Here is a 19,911-nt window from a genome sequence, read left to right as displayed (position 1 = left end):
CGTCGCGCGGGACCGTCAGACGCGCGCCGGCTCGCGGTCGGCCGTGTCGTCCTGGACAGCAAGGCCCGCCGAGCGCCGGCCGAGCGCCTCGCCCTCCACGTCGACGCGGGGCAGCAGCCGGTCCAGCGGACGCGGCAGCCACCACGCCGCCTTGCCGAGCAGGGCGAGGACGGCGGGGACGAGCGCCATGCGGACCACGAATGCGTCGAACAGGACGGCCACCGCAAGACCGAAGCCGATCGTCTTGATCATGGATTCACCGGCACTGATGAACCCGGAGAACACGGCCATCATGATCAGCGCGGCGGCCACCACGACGCGGGCGCTGTACCGGAAGCCGCTGACGACGGCCTGACCCGGCCGGTCGCCATGGACGTACGCCTCTCGCATCCGCGCGACGAGGAACACCTCGTAGTCCATGGCGAGTCCGAAGACGATGCCCACCAGGAAGATCGGCATCAGGCTCATGATCGGCCCGGTCTGCTCGACACCGAGGAGTTCGGCGCCCCAGCCCCACTGGAAGACCGCGACGACCGAACCGAGGGCGGCACCGACCGACAGCAGGAAGCCGAGGGCCGCCTTGACGGGCACGAGGACGGACCGGAAGACCACCATCAGAAGCAGCACGGCAAGGCCCACCACGACCGCGAGGTACGGGATCAGGGCGTCCTGGACCTTCTGGGCCATGTCGATGTTCATGGCGGTGGAGCCGGTGACATCGAAAGTGGCTCCCTGGGTAGTGGATTCGATCGCCGGGCGGTCGTCGCGGATGCTGTGGACGAGGTCCTTGGTCTTCTGGTCGGTGGGCGCGCCGGCCGGGACGGCGGTGAACATCGCGGTGTCTCCGGCAGGGTTGAACTGCGCCGCCGACACCGAGACGACCCCCTTCGTGTCACCGATCCGCTGCTCGACCTTGGCCACCGCCGCCTTCGGATCGGCCGCGCCATCGGCGTCGACCACGATGGTCAGCGGCCCGTTGAAGCCGGGCCCGAATCCGTCGGCCAGCGCGTCATAGGCACGGCGTTCGGTGGTCGAGGTGGACTTGGCCTCGTCTCCCGGCATGCCGAGCTGGAGATCGAGCACCGGCAGGGCGAGCGCGCCGAGGCCCGCGACCGAGGCGAGGAGCACGGGGACGGGACGGCGCAGGACGAATCCGGCCCAGCGGCTGCCGCCGTTGCGCTCGCCGTTCCCCTTCTTCCTGCCGCGTCTGCGGGTGGAGCGCGCGAGGACGGCGTTCGGCCAGAGGCCGAGCAGAGCGGGGACGAGGGTGAGCGCGACGACGACGGAGACGACGACCGCCCCGGCGGCGGCAAGTCCCATCTTGGTCAGCATCGGGATGCCGACCACCGACAGGCCCGCCAGCGCGATGACGACCGTGAGCCCCGCGAAGACGACCGCGGAACCCGCCGTGCCCGCGGCCAGGCCCGCCGCCTCCTGGGGCGCGTGCCCCTTGTCCCGCTCCTCGCGGTAGCGGGAGACGATGAACAGGGCGTAGTCGATGCCGCACGCGAGACCGAGCATCGTCGCGAGGGTGCCGGTCGTCGCGGAGAGACCGAGGGCGCTGCCCAGGGCCAGGATCGAGGTCATGCTGATGCCGACGCCGATGATCGCGGTGAGCAGCGGAAGCCCCGCCGCGGCCAGCGAGCCGAAGGTGACCAGGAGGACGACGGCCGCGATGGCGACACCGATGCCCTCGGCGGCACCGCCCGCCGCGGGCTGACTCGCCAAGGCGTTGCCGCCTGCCTCGACGGTCAGGCCCGCGTCCCGGGCCTCCTCCATCGCGTCCTGGAGCGTCGTCTTGCTCCGGTCCGTGAGATCGTCGGCCGTCACCTTGTACGTGACTGTCGCGTACGCCGTCGAGGCGTCCTCGCTCACCGCACGCGACGTGAACGGGTCGGCGGCGCGGGCGACTTGAGGCCCGTCGGCCGCCTCGTCCACGAACCTCTCGACGGCCGCGCGGTTCTCGGACGCCGTGACCTTCTGCCCGTCCGGGGCGGCGAAGACGATCCGCGCGCTCGCACCGTCGGCCGCGGCCCCGGGGAAGCGCTGTTCCACCAGGTCGAACGCTTCCTGGGACTCGATGCCCGGCATGGAGTTGCCCTCGTCGGGGGCGGCGGGCGCCGTGACCGCGCCGAAGCCGACGGCACCGAGGACCGCCGCCCACAGCAGGGCGACGTACCAGCGCCGCCGGAAGGCCAGACGGCCAAGGCGATAGAGAAGAGTAGCCACGGGCAGAGGTCTCCAGATCTGGTCTCGGGTACCTCCACAGGCTCTCCGGAAACGGGGGTCCGGTCGTCGTGCGCCTGATGACAATCCGGCGTACTGACCTCGCAGTACACGCCCTCGCGACCTCATCCGCGGGGAGTACGTCCCCCTACGGATCGGCGCGGACCGGACAGGACAGGACGGGACGGGAACGGACCGGACCGAAGCGGACCGGTTCAGGGGCGCGGCCAGGGATGTCCTTCCAGGCGCTCGATGTCGCTGTTGAAGCGCTGCAGGAAGCCGGCGAACGTCGCCACGTCCTGTGGCGACCAGCTGTCCATGACCTTCTCCAGGCCCTGGGTGTACTCGGAGCGGTCGGCGTCGAGTTGCCGCGCCCCCTCGGCCGAGATGCGGAACTTGCGCGCCATGCCGCCGTCGGGGTCGGGGATGCGCTCGACGAGTCCGCCGCGCAGCATGGCCGCGGTCTGCCGGTTGAGGGTGGAGGCGTCAAGGCCGAAGGCGTCGGTGAGCTGGCCGATGGACATCGGGCCGTCCATCTGGATGCGGCTGAGCAGGATGTACGCGCTGCGGTCGAGGCGCCCGCCGGATGCGCGCGTGCGGGGGTTGAACAGGTGCGAGTGACGTCCCAGCAGCATCGTCTCGAACTCGACCTGCCCGACGGGCTTGTCCTTGCTTCCAACGGGCTTGTCGACGTGACGACCGGATGTGTCCATGGAGTCATCGTACTAGGCATGTGCATCATGCATGCTCTATGTATAGTGCATATCGCGCTGGCCGCCGGGTCACGCGATCGTCCGGAAGCCGCCCGGAAGTCGTCCGGGGGCCGTCCGGCAGAACCAAGGGAGAAGCCAGTGGTCAGCTCGAAGCCCGATGTACGCCCTGGGCGCGTCGTCGGGGTACTCGCTCTCGCGGGCATCGTGGCCGCGATCATGCAGACGCTGGTGGTGCCCCTGATCGGCGACCTGCCCGTCATGCTCGACACCAGCCCGTCGAACGCCTCCTGGGTGGTCACGGCCACGCTGCTCTCGGCGGCGGTGGCGACGCCCGTGGCCGGGCGGCTCGGCGACATGTACGGCAAGCGGCGCATGCTGCTCGTCTCCGTGATCCCGCTCGTCGCGGGTTCGGTGGTCTGCGCGCTTGCCTCATCGGTGGTGCCGATGATCGTCGGCCGCGGGCTGCAGGGCCTCGGCATGGGCGTGGTGCCGCTGGGCGTCAGCCTCCTGCGTGACGTGCTGCCGCCGGAGAAGCTCGGCTCCTCCATCGCCCTGATGAGCGCCTCCATGGGCGTGGGCGGCGCGCTCGGCCTGCCCTTCTCCGCGGCCGTCGCCGAGAACGCCAGCTGGCGCGTGCTGTTCTGGGTCGCCGCCGCCCTGAGCCTCCTGGTCGCCCTCCTCGCCTGGCTGTTCGTGCCCGCGGGGCAGGTGGGCGCCGGCTCGGTCCGCTTCGACGTACTGGGCGCGATCGGCCTCGGCAGCGGTCTCATCTGCCTGCTGCTCGCCGTGTCCAAGGGCTCCGACTGGGGCTGGACGAGCGGCACCACGCTCGGCCTGTTCGCCGCCGCCGTCGTCGTCCTGCTGGCCTGGGGCCGGTGGGAGCTGCGCAGCAGCGAGCCGCTGGTCGACCTGCGCGTCACCGCCCGCCCGCAGGTCCTGATGACCAACGCGGCCTCGGTGCTCGTCGGTTTCGCGATGTACGCCCAGTCGCTGGTCGTCCCGCAGCTGCTCCAGCTGCCCGAGGCCACCGGCTACGGCCTGGGCCAGTCGATGATGGCCATGGGCCTGTGGATGGCACCGGCGGGCCTGATGATGATGGCCCTCGCACCGCTCGGCGCCAAGCTCTCGGCGGCACGCGGCCCCAAGGTGACGCTTTCGGTCGGAGCCCTGGTCATCGCTCTCGGCTACGGCTCCTCCCTCCTCCTGATGGGTTCGACCTGGGGCCTGCTGGTCGTGACGCTCATCTGCAACACGGGCGTCGGCCTCGCGTACGGCGCCATGCCCGCCCTGATCATGGGCGCGGTGCCCCGGTCGGCGACCGCGTCGGCCAACAGTTTCAACACCCTGATGCGCTCGATCGGCAGCTCCGCGGCAGCGGCCGTGATCGGCGTGGTCCTGGCCCAGATGACGACGGACTTCGGCGGTCACTTCCTGCCGTCGGAGAACGGCTTCCGGGCCGCCATGCTCATGGGCTGCGGGGTGGGCCTCGCGGCGGCGGTGGTCGCGGCGTTCATTCCCGTACGGGAGGCGGAGGCCGGTTCCGATGCGCCCGAGACGGACATCGAACCGCGCCCGGCGTCCGAAGCCACGGCCTGAGCCGACCAAGGGGAACGCGCCTCCCCACAGAAAGGGCACGCGCCTCCTACAGAAGGGGCGCGTGCCCTCCCCTCCTGGGCGGGACCCAGGGGGGGTACGGTTACAGCACCGAGCGCACCTCGCACGCCGTCATCCGTTTCGGCGTCGCCCTCGGGGAACGGCAATGCCGGAGCACGTCGTGTCCGGCGGAGATGAGCCGCCCCATGCTTCCCTGCTCGAACTGTCGCGCCACCGTACGCATTTCGTCGCGCGCCCCGCAGTAGCCGCATTCCTCGTTCCCGGGGCTGCTCGACGAGGAGCTCCGGCACCTCACACGCCCTCAACCGATCAAGAGGATGCGGGACGCATGTATTCACAGGACTCGATCTCCGGGCGCCGCCGCGGCCGCCCCGAACCGACCGCCGAGATGCTCTCCGGCCTTGTCTGCTCCGTGTGCGGCGCCGATTTCCGCCAGGCGCACGACGGTGACGAGGCGGTGGTCTCCCACCGCGACGACAAGCAACTGCTCGCGTGCCACGGGACGTGCGCACGGATGGCCAGCGGGTCGGTCACCGGCCTGGACGAGCCTCCCCTTCCCTTGGCCGAGCGCATGCGCAGGCACGTGCCCCCGTCCTCATAGGACGCGGCGGCGAAGACAAGAACACCAAGAACAACAAGAACGACAACAACTCAATGACAGGAAGTTCATGGGCCTGAAGAGTCTGGGAGTGCTCGCCTCCTCCCACAAGGAGAACGAGTTCCGGCTGCCGCTGCACCCCGGCCACCTCGACCGGATCGCGTCGGACGTACGCGAGAAGATCTTCCTCGAAGAGGGCTACGGCCGACGGTTCGGCATCGACGACGAGGCACTGCGACCGCTGGTCGCCGGGCTGCGCTCCCGCGAGCAGCTCCTCGCCGAGTGCGACATCGTGACGCTGCCCAAGCCGATGCACGAGGACGTCGCCGGGCTGCGCGAGGGCCAGGTCCTCTGGGGATGGCCGCACTGCGTCCAGGACGAGAAGATGACGCAGATCGCCATCGACCGACGGCTGACCCTCATCGCCTGGGAGGCCATGAACCACTGGACGTCCACGGGCGCCTTCAGCGTCCATGTGTTCCACAAGAACAACGAACTCGCCGGCTACTGCTCGGTGTTGCACGCCCTGCAGCTCGGCGGGCTGACGGGAAGCTACGGACGACGCCTGCGCGCGGTGGTCATCAGCTTCGGCGCCACGGCGCGCGGAGCGGTCACCGGCCTGGGCGCGATGGGGGTCTCCGACGTCACGGTGCTCACCCAGCGCGCAGCGGCGGCGGTGGCCTCGCCGATGCCGTCGGTCGTGATGGAGCACTTCGCGGAGGAGGAGGGCGATCCTTCCCGCCTCCTGGCCCTCACCCAACCCCGTGCCATGCCGCTGGCGGAGTACCTCGCCGGGTTCGACATCATCGTCAACTGCATACGGCAGGACACCGACGCGCCGCTGATGTTCGTCACCGACCAGGAACTCGCCGTGTTCCGGCCGGGGACCTTCTTCATCGACGTCTCCTGCGACGAGGGCATGGGCTTCGAATGGGCCCGCCCGACGACCTTCGGAGAGCCGATGCACCTGGTGGGACCGGGCTGCCACTACTACGGGGTGGATCACAGCCCGTCCCATCTGTGGAACTCCGCCACGTGGGAGAACAGCGACGCGCTCCTGCCCTACCTGCGCAAGGTCATGGCCGGCCCCGCGTCGTGGGAGGCCGACGCCACGATCAGGAACGCCATCGAGATCCAGGACGGCGTGGTCCTGAACCCGAAGATCCTCTCGTTCCAGCACCGGGCGGCGACCTACCCGCACGCCACTGAGATCCCGGCACCGCCCGCCTTCACACAGCCGGCCTGACGCCAACGCCTCCTGGCCGCGTGGGGCTGAAAACGACCACGAAAACGTGGGCGGTGCTGACCGAGACTCGGTCAGCACCGCCCACGTACTCCATCTTGTGTCCGAGGGGGGACTTGAACCCCCACGCCCGATAAAGGGCACTAGCACCTCAAGCTAGCGCGTCTGCCATTCCGCCACCCGGACTAGGTGTCTGCCGTTCGCGGGGTGTTCCCCGCGGCGACATGGACAACAATACCAAGCTTTCGGAGTGCCTTTCACCTGCGTATCCGTACGCCGCCGGGGCGATGCCCGGCGGCCCGCGCCGCCGCATCTACAGTCTCACCATGAGTGACGGGCTGATTACTGGAGTGCTCGGTGATGCGAAGGTTCGGCGGCCTCGGCTGCTGTCCCCGTTGCGCGAGCATCTGCGGGACACCATGTGGTTCGCGCCGACCGCGGGGCTCGTGGGGGCCATGGTGCTGTGGGTGGCCGCCGCGGAGCTGGACAGCCAGATCGTGGCGGCTGCGCAGAAGGACGGGGACTACGACACCATCAAGAGCCTGATGCAGATCGCCGAGGACACCAAGGTGGTGATCAGCACCATCGGCTCGGCGATGATGACCTTCATCGGTGTCGTCTTCAGCATCTCGCTGGTGGCCGTGCAGATGGCCAGCGGGCAGTTCAGCCCGCGGGTGGTGCGGCTGTACGTCAGATCGCGGATCACCAAGATCACGCTCACCGTGTTCCTCGCGACGTTCCTCTTCTCCCTGATGACGCTGACGTCCTTCGACAGCGAGAGCGATCCGCGCCTGCTGACGAACGTGCCGCTGGTCGAGTCGATCCTGGCCATGGCGATGGTCTTCCTGAGCCTGCTCCTGTTCGTCGCGTACGTGAACGGCACCCTCCGGATGATGCGGATCAGCTTCGTCATCGACCGGATCGCCCGGGAGTCGTTCCGCGTGGCCATGAAGCACCCGACCGAAGGCGCGGTGGACGACGAACGACTCGGACCCGCGACCGCCCGGATCACTCACCAGGGACGGGCCGGAGTGCTGCGGGACGTGCACATCGCCCGGGTGGTGCGCGCGGCAAGGCGCCACGATGTGGTGCTGCGGCTGCTGCCGCGCATCGGGGACTTCGTGGTGCCGGGGACCCCGGTCTTCACCGTCCACGGCGGGGCGGCTCCGTCACGCCGCGCGCTGCGGTACACGTTCTCCGTGGGTGTGGAGCGCAGCTTCCACCAGGACCTCGGCTTCGGTCTTCGCCAGCTCGCCGACATCGCCCTGCGGGCCCTGTCCCCCGCGGTGAACGACCCGACCACCGCCGTGCAGGCCCTGGACCGCATCATCCAGATCCTGGCGTCGGTGGCCGGGTATCCGCTGGGCGCCCAGCGCCACCGTGACCGGCACGGGGCGGTGCGGATGGTGCAGCCCGTGCCGGACTGGACGGCCCTGGTGGATCTCGGGTTCGCCGAGATCCGGGGGTGCGCGGTCGGCAATCCGCAGGTCATCCGGCGCATGCTGGCCGGCCTCGACGACCTGCTGCGGCTCGCGCCCGAGGAGCGCAGGGAGCCGCTCCTGCGCCACCGCGAGCTGCTCGCGCAGGCGGTGGAGCGCACGGTTGCGGAGGCCGCGGACCGTGCGTTCGCGTTGCTGCCCGACCGGCAGGGCATCGGTTAGGGGCAGGCGGGCGCACCTGCGGGGGTCCTCACCGGCGGACGGTCTCGCGGAGCTGCCTGAAGAACGCCCGGATGTCGCCGATCAGCAGGTCCGGCTGTTCCATCGCCGGGAAGTGCCCTCCCCGGTCGTACTCCGTCCATCGCACGATGTTGTTGCTCCGGTCCGCGATGTGCCGCAGCGGGATGAAGTTGTCCCGGGGGAAGTCGGCCAGCGCGGTCGGCGTGGTCGAGGGCTCGGGTCCGGTGCCCCAGTAGTCGGCGTGCGCGCGCTCGTAGTAAATGCGGGCGGACGATCCCGCCGTGCCGGTCAGCCAGTACAGCATCACGTTGGTGAGCAGCGCGTCGCGGTCGACGGCGTCTTCCGGGCGGTCGTCGGAGTCGGTCCACTCCTTGAACTTCTCCGCGATCCAGGCGAGTTGACCCACCGGGGAGTCGGTGAGGCCGTACGCGAGCGTCTGCGGCCTGGTGGACTGGATGTCCGCGTACCCCTGCCGGTCGCGGCTCCACTCCTGCATGCGCTTCCAGGAGGCCAGCGCGCGCTCGCGCTCGTGCGGGGTCATCGCGTCCAGCTCGTCCGCGGTGGGTTCCTGCGCGGCGGCCGAGTTCGGCAGCAGGTTCAGATGGACGCCGATGATCCGGTCGGGCCGGGTCCGGCCCATCTCGCGCGTGATGCCCGCTCCCCAGTCACCGCCCTGAACCCCGTAGCGCTCGTAGCCGAGGCGGTCCATCAGCTCGACGAACGCGGCGGCCACCCTCTGGAACTCCCAGCCCTGCTCCGTAGTCGGACCGGAGAGTCCGAAGCCGGGGATGCTGGGCAGCACGAGGTGGAAGGCGTCCGCCGGGTCGCCGCCGTGGGCCCGCGGGTCGGTGAGCGGACCGGCCACCTCGGTGAACTCGACGATCGAGCCCGGCCAGCCGTGCGAGACGAGCAGCGGGGTGGCGTCCGGCTCCGGCGACCGGATGTGGGCGAAGTGGACGTTCGTCCCGTCGATGGTGGTGGTGAACTGCGGCCACTTGTTCAGGGCGGCCTCCGCGGCCCGCCAGTCATACTCGTGGCGCCAGTAGTGCGCGAGCTCCTTGAGATAGCTCCGTGGGACCCCGTACTCCCAGCCGACTCCGGGCAGTTCGTCGGGCCAGCGCGTGCGGTCCAGACGCTCGTGCAGGTCGTCCAGGGCGTCCTGCGGGATGCTGAGATGGAACGGGTGGACCGTCTTGTCGGACTTCGTCGTCATGCCTGGGCATGCTAGATCCGCTGGTCGGCGCGCAGATCGGCGGGGCGCCTCGGCCTCACCGTTCACCTGCGTGCGGTGCGGGTGCCGGTCACCCGCACCGCACGGCGAGCTCACGCCATCAGGTGATAGCTCGGGAAGTTCCCCGGCGGCCGCTCCATCGCCGGGCCGTGCGTGACCGCCCGCACCAGCAGCTCGCCGCCGACGAACGCGCCGCGCCAGGACGCGCCGAAGCCGCCGAACAGCTCGTCCCTGTCACCGCGCGAGCGCGGTTTGCCGCGGCCCACTTTGAAGGCGCGGATCTGCGGCGCGAGACTGTCGTACGTCGCCGTGTCGTCGGTCGACAGCGTGGCGACCAGCGCTCCGTTCGACGCGTTCATGGCGGCGAGCAGCTCTGCCTCCGTGTCGACCAGGACGATGGTGTCGACCGGGCCGAACGGCTCCGCGTGGTGCAGCGGCGACGACGGTGGCGGGCCCAGGAGCGTGACGGGGTGGACGTACGCGTCCGTGTCCTGGCCCGGCAGGAAACGGTCCGCCGACGGGGCGCCGCGGTACAGCGGCACGGCGCCTCGGTCGATCGCCTCCGTCACCTGGTCGCCGAGCTCCTTGGCCTTGGCCGCGTTGATCAGCGGGCCGAAGTCCAGTTGCGGGAAAGGGTCTTCGGCGTGCTCGACTGCCAGGGGGTGGCCGACACGGAGGGTGCGCACGGCGGGGAGGTAGGCGGCCAGGAACGCGTCGAAGAGGCCCCGTTGGACGACGAAGCGCGGATACGCCGTGCAGCGCTGCTTGCCGTAGTCGAAGAGCTTGGGGATGACGGCGCTGAGCGCGTCCCAGTCGCTGTAGTTCCAGATGCCCCAGGTGTTGAGCCCTTCCTGTTCGAGGATGTGCCGCTTGCCGAGGTCGGCGACGGCGGTGGCGACGGCCGCACCCGTGTCACGTCCGCCGACGAAGGAGACGCAGCCGATCTCCGGCGCGCGGACCAGCGCTTCGGACAGCTCTCCCCCGCTGCCGCTCACGAGGGTGACGGGGATCCCTTCGCGGGCGGCAAGGGCACACGCCAGGGTCAGACAGGCGACGCCGCCATCCGTCGGGGTCTTGGCGATGACCGCGTTGCCCGCGAGTGCCTGTACCAGCATCGCGTGAACGAGCACGCTCATCGGGTAGTTCCAGCTCGCGATGTTGGACACCGGACCGTCCAGCGGGGTCCGGCCCTCCACCATCGGCTCGATGCCGTCGACGTACCAGCGCACGCCGTCGATGGCCCGGTCGACGTCGGCCTGGGCGAGCCGCCAGGGCTTGCCGATCTCCCAGACGAGGAGGAGGGCGAGCAGTTCGCGGTGTGCGGTGAGGGCGTCGAGGGTGGCGGCGACGCGGGCGCGCCGCTCCTCCAACGCGACGTGGCGCCAGGCCCGGTGCTGGTCGAGCGACGCGCGTACGGCCTGGTGGGCGGTGGCGGCGTCGAGGCGCGGCGGGCCGGCGATGGGGCTGCCGTCGACGGGGGACGTGGCGGGCAGGGTCCGGCCGTCCGCCTGCCAGGTCCCGTTCCAGAGGTTGAGGACGCGGTCGTCGCGGAAGGCCTCGGGCGCGACGGCGAGGCAGCGCTGCCAGGCGTCGGCCCAGGCCGTACCGGCCTTGAGGACAAGGGGGTTGGTGAGGGTGGATGCCATTGGGTGTCTCCGCTCACGGTGCACAGTCGGGGCGGGGGTGCATGGCTCGCGCGGCGCCGCTCGGTTCGCGGTCCGCGTGTGTGCTGGGGGACGCTAGTGCAGTCAGGGCCCGTCACCTATGAGTGACATCACGCCCCCAGCTGGTTGAGAACGAGGCGGGCCGTCTCCGTCGGTGTGGCGCCGACCCGCACCCCTGCGGCCTCCAGCGCCTCCTGCTTGGCGCGCGCGGTGCCGGAGGAGCCCGAGACGATGGCTCCCGCGTGCCCCATGGTCTTGCCCTCGGGGGCGGTGAATCCTGCGATGTAGGCGACGACCGGTTTGGTGACGGAGCGTTGGATGTAGGCGGCCGCGCGTTCCTCCGCGTCGCCGCCGATCTCGCCGATGAGGACGATCAGTTCGGTGTCGGGGTCGTCCTCGAAGGCGGCGAGGCAGTCGATGTGCGTGGTGCCGACGACGGGGTCGCCGCCGATGCCGACGCAGGTGGAGAACCCGATGTCGCGCAGCTCGTACATGAGTTGGTAGGTGAGGGTGCCGGACTTCGACACCAGGCCGATGCGCCCGGACTTGGTGATGTCGGCGGGGATGATGCCCACGTTGGCCTGCCCCGGGGTGATGAGGCCGGGACAGTTGGGTCCGATGACGCGGGTGCCGCGCTCCTTGGCGTACGCGTGGAAGGCGACGGAGTCGTGCACGGGGATGCCCTCCGTGATGACCACGGCGAGGCCGATCCCGGCGTCGGCGGCCTCGGTGACCGCCGCCTTGGAGAAGGCGGGCGGCACGAAGACCACGGTGACGTCGGCGCCCGTGGCCTCGATCCCGTCGCGTACGGACCCGAAGACGGGGACGGCCCGGTCGTCGAAGTCGACGGTGCGGCCGGCCTTGCGGGGGTTGACGCCGCCGACGACGTCCGTGCCCGCGGCGAGCATGCGGCGGGTGTGCTTCATGCCCTCGGCGCCGGTCATGCCCTGGACGAGGACCTTGCTCTCCTTGGTGAGGTAGATCGCCATGTCCCGGCTCCTTAGGCTGCGTTGGTGTGTCCCGCGAGTTCGGCGGCGCGGCGCGCGGCGCCGTCCATGGTGGTGGCCTGCTGGACGAGGGGGTGGGCGCGCTCGTCGAGGATGGCGCGGCCGCGTACGGCGTTGTTGCCGTCGAGGCGGACGACGAGCGGCTTGGTCAACTGGACGGATTCCAGGGCCTGGACGATGCCGTCGGCGACCGCGTCGCAGGCAGTGATGCCGCCGAAGACGTTGACGAAGACGGACTTGACGGCGGGGTCGGAGAGGATGACGGAGAGGCCGTCGGCCATGATCTGGGCGGAGGCGCCGCCGCCGATGTCGAGGAAGTTCGCGGGGCGCGCGCCGCAGCCCGCGACCACGTCGAGGGTGGACATGACGAGGCCCGCGCCGTTGCCGATGATGCCTACCTCGCCGTCGAGCTTCACGTAGTTGAGACCCTTGGACGCGGCCGCCGACTCCAGCGGGTCGTCGTGCGCGGAGTCGTCGGCGCCCCAGCGTGCCTGGCGGAAACGGGCGTTGTCGTCCAGGGTGACCTTGCCGTCGAGGGCGAGGATCTCCCCCTGGGCGGTGCGGACGAGGGGGTTCACCTCGACGAGGAGCGCGTCCTCGCGGATCAGCACCTGCCACAGCTTGGCCAGGACGTCGGCGGCGGCTTCGGGAAGTCCCGCCGCTGCGGCGATCTCGGCCGCCTTCGTCGCGTCCACTCCCGCCGCCGGGTCGATCTCCACGCGCGCGACGGCCTCCGGGCGGCTCGCAGCCACCTCCTCGATCTCCATGCCGCCCTCGGCGGACGCGATCGCGAGGAAGCGGCCCGCCGCGCGGTCCAGTACGTACGAGACGTAGAACTCGCTCTCGATCTCGACGGGTTGGGCCAGCATCACCTTGTGCACGGTGTGGCCCTTGATGTCCATGCCGAGGATCTGGCGTGCCGTGATCTCGGCGGCGGCCGGGTCGGCGGCGACTTTGACGCCGCCCGCCTTGCCGCGCCCTCCGGTCTTCACCTGGGCCTTGACGACGACGCGGCCGCCCAGGCGTTCGGCGCCCGCGCGTGCCTCCTTCGCCGTGTCGGCGACCTCTGCTTGCGGCACCAAGATGCCGTATTCCTCGAAGAGTTCCCTTGCCTGGTGCTCGAACAGGTCCATTCCGGCTCCTGACCGCTGTGTCGATCCGGGGAGCGACCCCCGGACCCCCGAAAAGTGCCGCACGCCCCCTGGACACCACCCACCGGATGCGGGATAACAAGCTTCATACAGTATTCGTCGACTGTATGCAATCTACCGCGAGAGCACCTACGAGCAGCGTGTGAGCGCTCCAACTCCCCTACGAAGGGACAGGACTTCGCCATGCCCGACGGCAGCAGCGACACGAACCAGACCCACATCTCCGGTGGGCACCTGGTCGCCAAGGCACTCAAAGCAGAGGGTGTGGAGGTCATCTACACCTTGTGCGGCGGCCACATCATCGACATCTACGACGGCTGCGTCGACGAGGGGATCGATGTCGTCGACGTACGCCACGAGCAGGTCGCCGCCCACGCGGCCGACGGCTACGCGCGCCTCACCGGAAAGCCCGGATGCGCCGTGGTGACGGCGGGACCGGGAACCACCGACGCCGTCACGGGCGTCGCGAACGCCTTCCGCGCGGAGTCCCCCATGCTGCTGATCGGCGGCCAGGGAGCCCACACCCAGCACAAGATGGGGTCACTTCAAGACCTCCCGCACGTCGACATGATGACGCCGATCACCAAGTTCGCCGCGACCGTGCCGGACACGGCGCGCTCCGCCGACATGGTGTCGATGGCGTTCCGCGAGTGCTACCACGGCGCTCCAGGACCGTCCTTCCTGGAGATACCGCGCGATGTGCTCGACGCCAAGGTGCCGGTGGACAAGGCCCGGGTGCCGCAGGCCGGGCAGTACCGCGCGTCCACGCGCTCGGCCGGCGACCCCGAGGCCGTCGAGAAGCTCGCCGACCTGCTCGTGCACGCCGAGAAGCCCGCGATCCTCCTCGGCAGCCAGGTGTGGACGACGCGCGGCACCGCTTCCGCCATCGAACTCGTGCGGACCCTGAACGTGCCCGCCTACATGAACGGCGCGGGCCGCGGCACCCTGCCGCCCGGGGACCCGCACCACTTCCAGCTCTCGCGGCGGTACGCCTTCTCCAACGCCGACCTCATCGTCATCGTGGGGACGCCCTTCGACTTCCGCATGGGGTACGGCAAACGCCTCTCCCCGGACGCCACCGTCGTACAGATCGACCTCGACTACCGCACCGTCGGCAAGAACAGGGACATCGACCTGGGCATCGTCGGTGACGCGGGGCTCATCCTGAAGTCGGTCACCGAGGCCGCCTCAGGACGGCTCAACGGAGGCGCGTCCAAGCGCAAGGAGTGGATCGACGAGCTGCGCGCCGCCGAGCAGACGGCGATCGAGAAGCGGCTGCCGAACCTGAAATCGGATGCCTCGCCGATCCATCCGTACCGCCTCGTCAGCGAAATCAACGACTTCCTTACCGAAGACTCCATCTACATCGGCGACGGCGGCGACATCGTCACCTTCTCCGGGCAGGTCGTGCAGCCCAAGTCGCCCGGCCACTGGATGGACCCGGGACCGCTCGGCACGCTCGGCGTCGGCATCCCCTTCGTGCTCGCCGCCAAGCAGGCGCGGCCCGACAAGGAGGTGGTGGCCCTCTTCGGAGACGGCGCCTTCTCGCTGACCGGGTGGGACTTCGAGACGCTCGTCCGCTACAACCTGCCCTTCGTCGGGATCGTCGGCAACAACTCCTCGATGAACCAGATCCGCTACGGCCAGAAGGCCAAGTACGGCGAGGAGCGCCAGCGGATCGGCAACACCCTCGGAGACGTCCACTACGACAAGTTCGCCCAGATGCTGGGCGGTTACGGCGAAGAGGTCCGCGACCCCGCCGACATCGGCCCCGCGCTGCAGCGGGCCCGCGAGTCCGGCAAGCCCTCGCTGATCAACGTATGGGTCGATCCGGACGCGTACGCCCCCGGAACCATGAACCAGACCATGTACAAGTGAGGAGCCCGCGCGATGACGACCAAGGCTCTTGAGGGCGTACGCGTCCTCGACATGACACACGTCCAGTCCGGGCCCTCCGCCACCCAGCTGCTCGCCTGGCTCGGTGCGGACGTGGTGAAGCTGGAGGCGCCCTCCGGAGACATCACGCGCAAGCAGCTGCGTGACCTGCCGGACGTCGACTCGCTCTACTTCACGATGCTCAACTGCAACAAGCGGAGCATCACCCTCAACACCAAGACCGAGCGCGGCAAGGAGCTTCTCACCGAGCTGATCCGCCGCTCCGACGTGATGGTCGAGAACTTCGGCCCGGGTGCCGTGGACCGGATGGGCTTCACCTGGGAGCGCATCCAGGAGATCAACCCGCGGATCGTCTACGCCTCGATCAAGGGCTTCGGAGACGGCCCCTACACCAACTTCAAGGCCTACGAAGTGGTGGCGCAGGCCATGGGCGGCTCCATGTCGACCACCGGCTTCGAGGACGGTCCGCCGCTCGCCACAGGCGCCCAGATCGGTGACTCCGGGACCGGCATCCATGCCGTCGCCGGGATTCTCGCCGCCCTCTTCCAGAGGGAGAACACCGGACGCGGACAGCGCGTGAACGTGGCCATGCAGCACGCCGTGCTCAACCTGTGCCGGGTCAAGCTGCGCGACCAGCAGCGCCTTGCGCACGGTCCGCTCGCCGAGTACCCGAACGAGGACTTCGGGGACGCGGTGCCGCGCTCCGGGAACGCGAGCGGCGGCGGACAGCCGGGCTGGGCGGTCAAGTGCGCGCCGGGCGGCCCGAACGACTACGTGTACGTCATCGTGCAGCCCGTGGGCTGGCAGCCGCTCACCGAGCTCATCGGGCGTCCCGAGCTCGCCGAGGACCCCGAGTGGGCCTCTCCGGAGGCGCGGCTTCCCAAGCTCGGCAAAATGTTCCAGCTGATCGAGGAGTGGTCCTCCACGCTCCCCAAGTGGGAGGTCCTGGAGCGGCTCAACGCCCACAACATCCCGTGCGGCCCGATCCTCTCCACCAAGGAGATCATCGAGGACGCCTCTCTCGCCGCCAACGAGATGGTCGTCGAGGTCGCGCACCCGCAGCGCGGCTCCTTCACCACGGTCGGCTCCCCCCTGAAGCTGTCGGACTCCCCCGTGAACGTCGTCAGTTCGCCGCTCCTGGGCGAGCACAACGCGGAGGTCTTCGTCGGTGAGCTCGGCCTCGGCGACGAGGAACTGCGCCTGCTCAAGTCGAACGGAGTGATCTGAGTGATGGCCGAAGACCGCGCACTGACGGTGCGGGCGCTCCTCGACTCGGTGCGCGCCGAGGGGCGGACCTCCCTGACCGCGCCCGAGGGCAAGGTCCTCGCGGACGCGTACGGGATCGCCGTGCCGGGCGAGGAGCTGGCGACGGACGTGGACGAGGCGGTGGCGCACGCGGCCCGCTTCGAAGGGCCCGTCGTCATGAAGATCGTCTCCCCTGACATCCTGCACAAGACCGACGCGGGCGGCGTCGTCGTCGGGGTGGAGGGCGCCACCGACGTACGGGCCGCCTTCTGCGAGATCGTCGGGAACGCGCGCGCGTACGCGCCAGAAGCACGTATCGAGGGCGTGCAGGTGCAGGAGCTGCTGCCCTCCGGCCAGGAGGTGATCGTCGGGGCGGTGACCGATCCGACGTTCGGGAAGGTCGTCGCCTTCGGGCTCGGCGGCGTACTGGTCGAGGTCCTCAAGGACGTCACGTTCCGCCTCGCGCCGGTCGACGCCGACGAGGCCGCCTCGATGCTCGACTCGATCCGCGCGGCCGAGATCCTGCGCGGGGTGCGCGGCGCTCCGGCGGTGGACCGGTGGGCGGTCGCCGAGCAGATTCGCCGGGTGTCCCAACTGGTCACCGACTTCCCGGAGATCGCGGAGGTGGACCTCAACCCGGTGATCGCCACTCCGGAGGGCGCGATCGCCGCGGACATCCGCGTCATCGTCGCCGAAGGGGCTCCGAAGAAGCGCCGTACGTACACGCGCGAGGAGATGCTCACGTCGATGCGGCGGCTGATGGAGCCCCGCTCGGTCGCCGTGATCGGCGCCTCCAACGAGCAGGGCAAGATCGGCAATTCGGTGATGCGCAACCTCATCGACGGCGGCTTCTCCGGCGAGATCCATCCGGTGAACCCCAAGGCCGATGACATCTTGGGCCGCAAGGCGTACAAGAGTGTCACGGACGTTCCCGGTGAGGTGGATGTGGCGGTCTTCGCGATCCCCGCCAAGTTCGTGGCGTCGGCCTTGGAGGAGGTGGGTCGCAAGGGCATCCCCAACGCGGTCCTGATCCCCTCCGGGTTCGCAGAGACCGGTGAACAGGCCCTCCAGGACGAGATCGTGGAGATCGGCGAGCGGCTCGGGGTGCGGCTGCTCGGCCCGAACATCTACGGCTACTACTCGACGTGGCAGGACCTGTGTGCCACGTTCTGCACGCCGTACGACGTCAAGGGCGGGGTCGCCCTGACGAGCCAGTCCGGTGGCATCGGGATGGCCATCCTCGGCTTCGCGCGCACCACGAAGACGGGCGTCTCGGCGATCGTCGGGCTCGGCAACAAGTCCGACCTGGACGAGGACGACCTCCTGACGTGGTTCGGCGAGGACCCCAACACCCAGTGCATCGCCATGCACTTGGAAGACCTCAAGGACGGCCGCGCCTTCGTGGAGGCCGCGCGGGCGACCGTTCCGAAGAAGCCGGTCGTGGTCCTGAAGGCCGGGCGCACGGCCGCCGGGGCGAAGGCAGCCGGATCGCACACGGGCGCCCTGGCGGGCGATGACGCGGTGTACGACGACATCCTCCGGCAGGCGGGCGTCATCAGGGCGCCGGGGCTCAACGAAATGCTGGAGTACGCGCGCGCGTTGCCGGTGCTTCCCACTCCGCGGGGCGACAACATCGTGATCATCACGGGTGCGGGCGGCTCCGGCGTCCTGCTCTCCGACGCGGTGACCGACAACGGACTGCGGCTGATGGAGATCCCCGACGACCTCGACGCGTCCTTCAAGGCGTTCATCCCGCCCTTCGGGGCGGCGGGCAACCCCGTCGACATCACCGGGGGCGAGCCCCCGTCGACGTACGAGGCGACGATCAGGCTCGGCATGGAGGACCCGCGCATCCACGCGCTCGTCCTGGGCTACTGGCACACCATCGTCACCCCTCCCATGGTCTTCGCCGAGCTGACGGCCCGTGTGGTCGCGGAGTTCCGCGAGCGCGGCATCGAGAAGCCCGTCGTGGCATCCCTGGCGGGCGACGTCGAGGTGGAGGAGGCCTGCCAGTACCTCTTCGAGCGGGGCGTCGTGGCGTACCCGTACACGACGGAGAAGCCGGTCGAGGCGCTCGGCGCGAAGTACCGGTGGGCCCGCGCGGCCGGCCTGTTGGGGGGCGGTCGATGAGGTGACCGGTGCGGGGGCCGGCCGGCGGTGCGCGTCGGCCGGCCCCGGGACCCGTGCGCACACGAAAGGAATTGGACAGGGGGCGCTGGCCAGGATCTTTTCGACGCAAGGGGTGCTGAATCAACATGACGACAACCGACATACCCACAGCCGTCCCGTACAGGGAGGTGACGGACGCCAACGGCCGGATGTACCGGGTCGGTGAGACCGACATCGACATCATGGGCCGCAGGCGCAAATGGATGGTCATCCTGCCGTGGATCGGCATGATGGGCATCAGCTCGGCCGAGTACGCGTTCGCGTCGGCCGAGGACACCCTGCACACCGCGCATTCCTGGGGCGACACCCACATCTTCTGGATGCTGGGGGTCTGGGTCTTCTTCCAGGCCGCGGTGGCCTTTCCGGCGGGCAAGCTGCGCGAGAGCGGGAGGCTTCCGGCACGCTGGGCGATGATGTGCGGTGCCGTCGGAACACTGCTCGGCTATCTGTCGCTGGCGTTCGCGCCGCATGTCGTCGTCGCCTATGTCGGCTTCGGCATGTTCAGCGGAATGGGCGCCGGCATGGTGTACGCGACCTGCGTGAACATGGTCGGCAAGTGGTATCCCGAGCGAAAGGGAGGAAAGACCGGATTCGTCAACGGCGGATTCGCCTACGGCTCGGTGCCGTTCGTGTTCATCTTCACCGGCTTCATGGATCTGACGAACTTCCGCTGGGTACTCGTGAGCGTCGGCCTCTTCCTGGCGGCGATGGTCGCCGTGGCCGGTTACTTCTTCCAGGACCCGCCGAAGAACTGGTGGCCGGCCGACGTGGACCCGCTGCGGCCGCCGGACGACCCACGGGCCAGGCGCGCGCTCGCGATGAACCCGCCCGCCGTACGGCAGTACACGCCCAAGGAGGCGTGGCAGACCGGCCGGGTCGCACTGATGTGGTTCTGCCTGCTGTGCACGTCCGGCGTGAACATCTTCGGCATCGCCTTCCAGGTGGACATCGGGGACGAGGCCGGATTCGCCGGCGGAATCGTCGCCACGGCCATGTCCTTGAAGGCCATCGTCAACGGCACCGGCCGAGGCGTCATCGGCTGGCTCTCGGACCTCTACGGACGCAAACGCTGCCTGATATTCGTCTGTATCGTCCTCGGCCTTTCCCAGTACGGAATCCTGTGGGCCGCGGACATCAAGAACCTCCCGCTTTTCCTGATCTTCTCCAGCATCTCCGGCTTCGGAGGCGGCGCCATCTTCCCGATGTTCGCGGCGATGACGGCGGACTACTTCGGCGAGAACAACAACGCCTCCAACTACGGCCTGGTCTACAGCTCCAAGCTGGTCTCCGGGCTGCTCGGCTCCGGAATGGGAGCCGTCGTGGTGAGCAACTGGGGTCACACCGGGGCCTTCACCCTGGCCGGCTCCATCTCCCTGTTCGCCGGATTCATCGCGCTCTTCCTTTCCCAACCGGGAAGGCCCAAGGACAAAGGCATCACACCCAATCCGCAACCCCTCGGTGAGGAGATGGCCTGA

At 69.6% G+C, this 19,911-nt stretch carries 14 protein-coding genes and 1 tRNA gene; 8 read left to right on the top strand and 7 right to left on the bottom strand.

The window, feature by feature from the left end; genetic code table 11:
• Positions 1–15: 15 nt before the first annotated feature.
• Positions 16–2,229, bottom strand: coding sequence for an MMPL family transporter (locus tag AC07AG_RS08720; RefSeq protein ID WP_478753224.1), 2,214 nt, complete (start codon positions 2,227–2,229; stop codon positions 16–18).
• Positions 2,230–2,441: 212 nt separating this feature from the next.
• Positions 2,442–2,939 carry a MarR family winged helix-turn-helix transcriptional regulator gene (locus tag AC07AG_RS08715; RefSeq protein WP_478753222.1) on the bottom strand — a complete coding sequence of 166 codons (498 nt, stop codon included), beginning with the start codon at positions 2,937–2,939 and terminating at the stop codon, positions 2,442–2,444.
• Positions 2,940–3,077: 138 nt separating this feature from the next.
• Between AC07AG_RS08715 and AC07AG_RS08710 the strand changes: the two genes are divergently transcribed.
• The 3 genes from AC07AG_RS08710 to AC07AG_RS08700 all read left to right on the top strand — a co-directional run bounded on the left by AC07AG_RS08710 (position 3,078) and on the right by AC07AG_RS08700 (position 6,397).
• Positions 3,078–4,535: an MFS transporter gene (locus AC07AG_RS08710; protein ID WP_478753220.1), complete on the top strand. Its 1,458-nt coding sequence runs from the start codon at positions 3,078–3,080 to the stop codon at positions 4,533–4,535.
• Between the two features lie 346 nt (positions 4,536–4,881).
• A complete protein-coding gene (locus AC07AG_RS08705; RefSeq protein ID WP_478753218.1) occupies positions 4,882–5,154 on the top strand; it encodes a hypothetical protein in 273 nt (90 codons plus the stop codon).
• 67 nt (positions 5,155–5,221) lie between these two features.
• Complete coding sequence (locus AC07AG_RS08700) at positions 5,222–6,397, top strand: N(5)-(carboxyethyl)ornithine synthase (RefSeq protein WP_478753216.1); 1,176 nt, start codon at positions 5,222–5,224, stop codon at positions 6,395–6,397.
• Positions 6,398–6,495: 98 nt separating this feature from the next.
• Here AC07AG_RS08700 and AC07AG_RS08695 read toward each other — a convergent pair.
• Positions 6,496–6,580 (bottom strand) — tRNA-Leu (locus AC07AG_RS08695).
• Positions 6,581–6,720: 140 nt separating this feature from the next.
• Between AC07AG_RS08695 and AC07AG_RS08690 the strand changes: the two genes are divergently transcribed.
• The gene (locus AC07AG_RS08690) at positions 6,721–8,055 is read left to right on the top strand and encodes a DUF2254 domain-containing protein (RefSeq protein WP_478753214.1); all 1,335 of its coding nucleotides are present in this window, start codon (positions 6,721–6,723) and stop codon (positions 8,053–8,055) included.
• A 28-nt stretch (positions 8,056–8,083) separates the two neighbouring features.
• Here the strand turns inward: AC07AG_RS08690 and AC07AG_RS08685 are convergent, their stop codons facing one another.
• From AC07AG_RS08685 to sucC, 4 genes are all read right to left on the bottom strand, one after another.
• Positions 8,084–9,286, bottom strand: coding sequence for an epoxide hydrolase family protein (locus AC07AG_RS08685; RefSeq protein WP_478753213.1), 1,203 nt, complete (start codon positions 9,284–9,286; stop codon positions 8,084–8,086).
• Between the two features lie 110 nt (positions 9,287–9,396).
• Complete coding sequence (locus AC07AG_RS08680) at positions 9,397–10,950, bottom strand: aldehyde dehydrogenase family protein (protein WP_478753211.1); 1,554 nt, start codon at positions 10,948–10,950, stop codon at positions 9,397–9,399.
• A gap of 128 nt (positions 10,951–11,078) precedes the next feature.
• Positions 11,079–11,957 carry a succinate--CoA ligase subunit alpha gene (sucD, locus tag AC07AG_RS08675; protein ID WP_478753209.1) on the bottom strand — a complete coding sequence of 293 codons (879 nt, stop codon included), beginning with the start codon at positions 11,955–11,957 and terminating at the stop codon, positions 11,079–11,081.
• A gap of 11 nt (positions 11,958–11,968) precedes the next feature.
• Positions 11,969–13,108 carry an ADP-forming succinate--CoA ligase subunit beta gene (sucC, locus tag AC07AG_RS08670; protein WP_478753207.1) on the bottom strand — a complete coding sequence of 380 codons (1,140 nt, stop codon included), beginning with the start codon at positions 13,106–13,108 and terminating at the stop codon, positions 11,969–11,971.
• 201 nt (positions 13,109–13,309) lie between these two features.
• On the opposite strand from sucC, the gene AC07AG_RS08665 reads away from it, so the two are divergent.
• The 4 genes from AC07AG_RS08665 to AC07AG_RS08650 all read left to right on the top strand — a co-directional run bounded on the left by AC07AG_RS08665 (position 13,310) and on the right by AC07AG_RS08650 (position 19,911).
• On the top strand, positions 13,310–15,004 hold the full coding sequence (locus AC07AG_RS08665) for a thiamine pyrophosphate-binding protein (RefSeq protein ID WP_478753205.1): 1,695 nt from the start codon (positions 13,310–13,312) through the stop codon (positions 15,002–15,004).
• A 12-nt stretch (positions 15,005–15,016) separates the two neighbouring features.
• Positions 15,017–16,249 (top strand): formyl-CoA transferase, encoded by a 1,233-nt coding sequence (gene frc / locus AC07AG_RS08660; RefSeq protein ID WP_478753204.1) that lies wholly within the window; start codon positions 15,017–15,019, stop codon positions 16,247–16,249.
• A 3-nt stretch (positions 16,250–16,252) separates the two neighbouring features.
• Positions 16,253–18,397 carry an acetate--CoA ligase family protein gene (locus AC07AG_RS08655; protein WP_478753202.1) on the top strand — a complete coding sequence of 715 codons (2,145 nt, stop codon included), beginning with the start codon at positions 16,253–16,255 and terminating at the stop codon, positions 18,395–18,397.
• Between the two features lie 125 nt (positions 18,398–18,522).
• Entirely contained in the window at positions 18,523–19,911 is a 1,389-nt protein-coding gene (locus tag AC07AG_RS08650) for an OFA family MFS transporter (protein ID WP_478753200.1), read from the top strand.

The organism is Streptomyces sp. NPDC044044 (assembly GCF_056434405.1).
This window is presented reverse-complemented; position numbering and strand designations above follow the sequence as displayed.